This is a genomic window from Pantoea sp. R102 (genome assembly GCF_004916815.1).
Classification (GTDB): Bacteria; Pseudomonadota; Gammaproteobacteria; order Enterobacterales; family Enterobacteriaceae; genus Pantoea; species Pantoea dispersa.
The window spans coordinates 1-6,591 of record NZ_SDFT01000234.1; the positions used below are offsets into that span (position 1 = coordinate 1).

General features: G+C 59.4%; 8 protein-coding genes. 1 reads left to right on the forward strand and 7 read right to left on the reverse strand.

Annotated elements, in window-relative coordinates; all coding sequences use genetic code 11:
* Nucleotides 1–225: PfkB family carbohydrate kinase (locus ERD80_RS20510; protein ID WP_248295885.1), on the forward strand; the 225-nt coding region annotated here is incomplete at its 5' end.
* Nucleotides 226–296: 71 nt separating this feature from the next.
* Here the strand turns inward: ERD80_RS20510 and nudK are convergent.
* From nudK to ERD80_RS20545, 7 genes are all read right to left on the reverse strand, one after another.
* Nucleotides 297–875, reverse strand: coding sequence for a GDP-mannose pyrophosphatase NudK (gene nudK, locus ERD80_RS20515; RefSeq protein ID WP_058781763.1), 579 nt, complete (start codon nucleotides 873–875; stop codon nucleotides 297–299).
* Nucleotides 876–1,175: 300 nt separating this feature from the next.
* Nucleotides 1,176–1,760: a cytochrome c-type protein NapC gene (napC, locus tag ERD80_RS20520; protein ID WP_058758337.1), complete on the reverse strand. Its 585-nt coding sequence runs from the start codon at nucleotides 1,758–1,760 to the stop codon at nucleotides 1,176–1,178.
* A gap of 7 nt (nucleotides 1,761–1,767) precedes the next feature.
* Nucleotides 1,768–2,199: a nitrate reductase cytochrome c-type subunit gene (gene napB, locus ERD80_RS20525; RefSeq protein WP_058758336.1), complete on the reverse strand. Its 432-nt coding sequence runs from the start codon at nucleotides 2,197–2,199 to the stop codon at nucleotides 1,768–1,770.
* Nucleotides 2,200–2,210: 11 nt separating this feature from the next.
* Nucleotides 2,211–4,697 carry a nitrate reductase catalytic subunit NapA gene (napA, locus tag ERD80_RS20530; RefSeq protein ID WP_136548338.1) on the reverse strand — a complete coding sequence of 829 codons (2,487 nt, stop codon included), beginning with the start codon at nucleotides 4,695–4,697 and terminating at the stop codon, nucleotides 2,211–2,213.
* Nucleotides 4,694–4,972 carry a chaperone NapD gene (locus ERD80_RS20535; protein WP_136548339.1) on the reverse strand — a complete coding sequence of 93 codons (279 nt, stop codon included), beginning with the start codon at nucleotides 4,970–4,972 and terminating at the stop codon, nucleotides 4,694–4,696. Before ERD80_RS20535 ends, napA begins: the two co-directional genes overlap by 4 nt.
* Nucleotides 4,962–5,432 carry a ferredoxin-type protein NapF gene (gene napF / locus ERD80_RS20540; RefSeq protein ID WP_058775675.1) on the reverse strand — a complete coding sequence of 157 codons (471 nt, stop codon included), beginning with the start codon at nucleotides 5,430–5,432 and terminating at the stop codon, nucleotides 4,962–4,964. The genes ERD80_RS20535 and napF overlap by 11 nt, the downstream gene beginning before the upstream one ends.
* A 163-nt stretch (nucleotides 5,433–5,595) precedes the next feature.
* A partial coding sequence (locus tag ERD80_RS20545) for an amino acid permease (RefSeq protein WP_136548340.1) occupies nucleotides 5,596–6,591 on the reverse strand: 996 nt, incomplete at its 5' end.

Below are 6,591 nucleotides of genomic sequence, written 5' to 3' on the forward strand. Positions count from 1 at the left end.
GGTGCCGGCGATGCCTTCAACGGTGCGCTGGCGGCGCGCCTGGCGTCCGGCGATGCGTTACCGCAGGCGGCGCTGTTTGCAGCGGCGTTTGCCTCGCTGTGCGTCGAGCGTTCCGGCGCGGCCAATTCTATGCCCTCCTACGCCGAAGCGCTGGCGCGCATGCAGGCCCATCCGGAGTGTGAAGTGACGCCGTTAAATGCCCCGGAAATAACGCACATGGCATAGTGGCGCAATGCATTGCGCCCCGGCATAGGCAGAGTCGGCATTCGTGCCGGCCCTGTGAATTACCGCCGCGGTTATGCCTGCAACCAGCCCATCAGCTGCGCATAGTGCAGTAACATAATGGTTTTGCCGTCGCGAATGCGCCCCTCTTTCACCATCGCCAGCGCCTGAGGAAACGGCAGCTCGAGTACGGTGATCTCTTCATCTTCCACGCCACCGCCGTCGTTAGCGCGCTGCGCGTCGCTGTATTCAGCGGCGAAAAAGTGCAGCAATTCGGTCACGCCGCCCGGCGACATGTAGGCCTCAAACAGCTTTTCGACCTTACCAACCTGATAGCCGGTCTCTTCCACCGCTTCTTTACGGATGCAATCTTCCGGCGTGTCGTTATCCAGCAGCCCGGCGCAGGTTTCAATCAGCTCACCGCTGGTATTGTCATTAACATAGGTCGCGATGCGGAACTGACGAATCAGCACCACGCTGTTTTTTTCACGGTTGTAGAGCAGGATGGTGGCGCCGTTGCCGCGATCATAGACTTCACGTTTGTGACGTACCACGTCGCCGTTGCTGCGGGTGAGTTCGTAGGTGTAGTTGCGCAGAATGAAATAATTATCAGACAGCAACTTATCTTTGATGATGTTGATCTTTAACGACATAGCCGCTCCACTGCGTAGCTGAGGGAGCCTGAGATAATAGGCCGAAGCCGCAGGGAAAACTATCTGAATTGTGGAACAGGTTGCCTGCGATGGCGTAAGGCTGTCAGTTGAGCATTATGCCTTTTCAACCCTCATGGCACGAATCGTAGCGGCGCTATTCATCGCGCATCCGGGCAGCTGTGCAGTGATTAACTTAGCGCGATAAATCGCGCCGCTACGATGTTGTGTGGTTTGCGGCTGCCTCAACCGGTCGGCACGAAAACCCTGATACCGCACCGGCAGGCGCGGCCAGGGTCGCGATTAAAAACCGTTTGGCTGGTCTTTCATATCCGGCAGATGGTGGGCAATGCCTTTGTGACAGTCGATACAGGTCTGTCCGTCCTGCACCGCTTTGCTGTGCATTTTGGCGGCGACCGTTTTCTGCGCGGTGAAGTCCATATAATCGAAGTTGTGGCAGTTACGACACTCCTGCGAATTGTTGTTCTTCATCCGGCGCCACTCGTTCTGCGCCAGCTCGATACGCGTCTCTTCAAACTTCTGCGGCGTATCAATCAGGCCAAAGATCTTGGCGTAAACCTCTTTACTCGCCTGGATCTTACGAATCATCTTCGGCCCCCACTCGTGCGGCACGTGACAATCCGGGCAGGTGGCGCGCACGCCGCTGCGGTTGTTGTAGTGCACCGTCTGCATATATTCCTGATAGACGTTGTTGCGCATTTCGTGACAGCCAATACAGAACTGCTCGCGGTTGGTCATCTCCATCGCGGTGTTAAAACCGCCCCAGAAGATGATGCCGCCAGCAAAACCAAGAATCAGCAGCGTGCCGAGCGCCAGACGGCTGGGGCGTCGCCACCAGCGCCAGATACGTAAAAGTTTCTGTTTCATCGCCACCTCACTGCCCAAAGCCGTCGGCCGGCTTAAAGGTGTTTTCCACCACCGGTTTGGCATCGGTCTGCGGCACGTGACACTGCAGGCAGAAGTAGCGACGCGGCGATACCGTGCTGCTCACCACGCCGTCGCGGTCGGTAAAGTGCGTCGGACTGACGCGCGGCGCGCCGGTGGTCAGATAGCTCTGGGTGCCGTGACACTGCAGGCAGCGGTTCACGTTCTTCGTCACCTGGTAGCCCTCCACGCTGTGCGGGATCACCGGCGGCTGATTAACATAGTTCAGCGGCTTGCGGCTCTGCTCTTTGGGCTGATGAATGGTGCCCTGCTGCGTTGCCGTCACTTCCGGTGACTGATTGAGATCGACGCCGTTATTAGCGTACACCACGCCGCCCAGCATCAGGGCGGCAACGGTTACAAGAGTGATAAAAGGTTTCATTGCATCCTGCCTCAGATTTTCACCAGCTTAACGGCGCATTTTTTGTAATCGGTCTGCTTCGACAGCGGATCGGTGGCGTCCAGCGTGATGTTGTTGGCCAGCACGCCGGCATCAAAGAACGGCATAAATACCAGCCCCTGCGGCGGCTGATTACGCCCGCGCGTTTCCACGGTGGCGAGGGTTTCGCCACGACGCGATACCACGCGCACCTTCTCACCGCGACGGAAACCGCGATCTTTGGCGTCCAGCGGATGGATATACAGCAGCGCCTGCGGCACCGCGCGGTGCAGTTCCGGCACGCGGCGCGTCATGGTGCCGGTGTGCCAGTGCTCCAGCACGCGACCGGTGCAGAACCACAGGTCATATTCGGCATCCGGCGCTTCCGCTGGCGGCTCGTACGGCAGGGCAAAAATGGTGGCTTTGCCGTCCGGCTTACCGTAAAAACGTACGCCCTCACCGGCTTTCACATAGCTGTCGAAACCTTCACGATAGCGCCAGCGCGTCTCTTTGCCGTCCACTACCGGCCAGCGCAGACCGCGCGCCTCGTGATAAGTATCAAACGGTGCGAGATCGTGACCGTGGCCGCGCCCAAAACTGGCATACTCCTCGAACAGGCCTTTCTGGATATAGAAGCCAAACTCACGCGCTTCATCGTTAAGGCGGTCGTCGGCCACTTCGCTCAGCGGGAACTGATTCACCTGGCCGTTGGCATACAGCACGTCGTAGAGGGTTTTGCCTTTCAGCTCAGGCTGCTGAGCAATCAGCGCCTCTGGCCACACGTCCTCAACGCGGAAGCGTTTGGCAAAGGTCACCAGCTGCCACAGATCCGATTTCGCCTCGCCTGGCGCTTTCACCTGCTGATGCCAGAACTGGGTACGGCGCTCGGCGTTGCCATAGGCGCCCTCTTTCTCTACCCACATCGCCGTCGGCAGAATCAGGTCGGCAGACAGGGCGCTGACGGTCGGATACGGGTCAGATACCACCACAAAGTTGCGCGCATCGCGCCAGCCCGGCATGCGCTCCTGCGTCAGGTTCGGCCCGGCCTGCATGTTGTTGTTACACATCACCCAGTAAGCATTCAGCTTGCCATCTTTCAGCGCGCGATCCTGCGCCACGGCGTGCAGACCGACTTTGGCTGGCACCGTGCCCTGCGGCAGCTTCCACAGTTTTTCAGCTAAAGCGCGGTGTTTGTCATTGTTCACCACCATGTCGGCTGGCAGACGGTGCGCAAACGTGCCCACTTCACGCGCGGTGCCACAGGCCGATGGCTGGCCGGTGAGCGAGAACGGTCCGGTGCCCGGACGGGAAATTTTGCCGGTCAGCAGGTGGATGTTGTAGCACAGGTTGTTCGCCCACACGCCGCGCGTATGCTGGTTAAAGCCCATGGTCCAGTAAGAGACCACCTTGACGTTCGGATCGGCGTACAGCTCCGCCAGCGCGATCAGCTGATCCTGCTCTACGCCGCTCATGGCGCTGGCTTTTTCCACCGTGTATTCCGCGACAAATTTCGCATATTCATCGAAGCTGATCGGCGTCGACTCGCCATTGTCCGGATTTTTCGCCGCCGCCTGCAGCGGATTGGTCGGGCGCAAACCGTAGCCGATATCCGTCACGCCTTTACGCAGCGTGACGTGATTCTGCAGGAAGGTTTTATCGATTTTATTGTTCTGAATGATGTAGTTAGCGATGAAGTTGAGGATCGCCAGATCGCTCTGCGGCGTGAAGACGATGGCGTTATCGGCCAGCTCGAAACTGCGGTGGCGATAGGTCGACAGCACCGCCACTTTGACGTTGTCATTGCTGAGACGACGCGCGGTCAGGCGTGACCAGAGAATCGGGTGCATCTCGGCCATGTTCGATCCCCACAGCACAAACGCATCGGCCTGCTCGATGTCATCGTAGCAGCCCATCGGTTCGTCCATGCCGAAGGTGCGCATAAAGCCCACCACCGCAGACGCCATGCAGTGGCGCGCGTTCGGATCGAGGTTGTTGGTGCGGAAGCCGGCTTTCATCAGCTTTGATGCGGCGTAACCTTCCCATACGGTCCACTGGCCGGAGCCAAACATGCCGACCGATTCCGGGCCGTTGGCTTTCAGCGCCGCCTTAAACTTCGCTTCCATGATGTCGAACGCCTGATCCCAGCTTACCGGGGTGAACTCGCCGTTCTTATCGAATTTGCCATCGGTCATGCGCAGCAGCGGCTGGGTCAGACGATCTTTGCCGTACATGATCTTCGGCAGGAAGTAGCCTTTGATGCAGTTCAGACCGCGATTAACCTCCGCCTGCGGATCGCCCTGCGAGGCGACCACGCGGCCATTCTGCGTGCCGACCAGCACGCCACAGCCGGTGCCGCAAAACCGGCACGGCGCTTTTTCCCAGCGAATCGGCTCAGCCAGGCTGGTGGCCGCTTTGGTCACGGTCGGAATGGTGAGACCGGCAGCCGTTGCAGCAGCCGCCGCCGCATTGGCCTTCATAAAATCACGACGACTCAGGTTCATGATGCTTCCTTACAGAGTTCTTCAATTTCGTCTTGCTGGTGATAAACCAGCGATACCGCCAGCACATCCGGGATGTTGCGGGTGGCTTCAATGTTGCTCAGCAGCGTGGCGCTGTCGGCCGCGCCCAGTGTTAGCGCCAGCGTGCCGCGTGCGGCATCTTCCGCCGCGATATCGCTGTCGGCAAAGTTCAGTAGCGCCTGCCGCACCGCCGCGATCGCGGTCGGACGTGCCTGAATCACCAGGCCACATACGTGCCAGCTGTCGTTATTCGTCATGATGCAGTCCTGTGGCTGAGACCGGACACGGCGCGATACAGGCGCCACAGCCGGTGCAGTGTTGCGGAAGGATTTCCGGCTGGCCGATGCCGTTGGGCATCAGGCGAAAACGGATCGCCTGCTGCTCACAACTCTCCTGGCAGCTGCGACAGTTAACGCCAAGAAAAGCGATACAGCGGCTGTCGATGCGGATGCGCCGGCTAAAAGGTTCAGTGTCGCGCGGCTGAAACAGCGGCTGCGGGCAGACGTCGGCACAGGCGGCGCAAAAGGTGCATTCCCCCTGCAGAAAGTCGAGCTGCGGCGCTTCGCCAGCGGCGATGCGGATAATGCCGCTCTCGCAGGCTTCTACGCAGCGTCCACAGCCGTCACAGCCGCTCTCTCCCCGCCACCACGGCAACGCGATACCGCCGGCAGGCATGACGCGCTGCCCGGTAAAGAGTTCACGTCGCGACAGCGCCATCGGCTCACCTCAATGCGGGGATGTAGAGATGGTGCGTAAAATAACCTGAGGTTATGAAGGGCTATATCACCCGAAAGGTGTAATTCCCGATGCGGGATCAAGAGAAGGAGAATTGCAATAAAAACGGGGGCCGACTGGCCCCCGCAGGTGAGCATCGCTGCGATTAACGCGCGTTGTCTTCCGCCAGCTTAGGCGCCGCATCATCCTGATCGTCATGATGATGCTCGTGCTCTTTCATCGCTTCCGCCTGCACGCGCTTACGCACGCCAAACCAGCCGAGCACCAGCAGCACGGCAATCAGCGGAATTGAAGCAATGGTGTAAGTGCCGTTCGGGTAGTCAAACGCCATCAGCACCAGCACGCTCACCAGGAAGAGCAGCGTCAGCCACGAGGTAACCGGCGCCCACGGCAGCTTGAAGCTGACATCTTCCGCTTTGCCCTCTTTGATGGCTTTGCGCAGACGCATCTGGCACACCACGATGAACGCCCACGAGGAGATAATCCCCAGCGACGCCACGTTCAGGACGATCTCAAACACCTGCGACGGAACGTAGTAGTTGAGCACCACGCCGATCACGTACACGCCGATGGTCACCAGGATACCGGCGTACGGCACCTGCTGCTTACTCATCTTCGACATGAACTGCGGCGCCGACCCGCCCATCGACATTGAACGCAGAATACGTCCGGTAGAGTACAGGCCCGAGTTCAGGCTCGACAGCGCCGCGCTCAGCACCACGATGTTCATCACGCTGCCAATGTAGGGCACGCCCAGTTTGGAGAAGAAGGTGACGAACGGGCTTTGTCCGGCCTGATAGGCGTTCCACGGCAGCAGCAGTACCAGCAGCACCACGGAACCCACATAGAACAGGCCGATACGCCAGATCACGCTGTTGATGGCTTTCGGCAGCATGGTTTTCGGGTCTTTACACTCGCCCGCCGCCGTGCCCACCAGCTCAATCGAGGCGAAGGCAAACACCACGCCCTGTACCAGCACCAGCGCCGGCAGCAGACCGTGCGGGAATAGCCCGCCGTTGTCGGTGATCAGATGGAAGCCTGTGGTGTTGCCGTCCAGCGGTTTACCGCTGCCGAGGAACACCACGCCGACAATCAGGAACACCACGATGGCCAGCACTTTCACCAGCGCGAACCAGAACTC

Coding starts and splice junctions, on each gene's coding strand:
- napC (WP_058758337.1), bottom strand. CDS start 1,760: ATGAAACAGAAACTTTTACGTATCTGGCGCTGGTGGCGACGCCCCAGC.
- napB (WP_058758336.1), bottom strand. CDS start 2,199: ATGAAACCTTTTATCACTCTTGTAACCGTTGCCGCCCTGATGCTGGGC.
- napF (WP_058775675.1), bottom strand. CDS start 5,432: ATGGCGCTGTCGCGACGTGAACTCTTTACCGGGCAGCGCGTCATGCCT.
- ERD80_RS20535 (WP_136548339.1), bottom strand. CDS start 4,972: ATGACGAATAACGACAGCTGGCACGTATGTGGCCTGGTGATTCAGGCA.
- nudK (WP_058781763.1), bottom strand. CDS start 875: ATGTCGTTAAAGATCAACATCATCAAAGATAAGTTGCTGTCTGATAAT.
- napA (WP_136548338.1), bottom strand. CDS start 4,697: ATGAACCTGAGTCGTCGTGATTTTATGAAGGCCAATGCGGCGGCGGCT.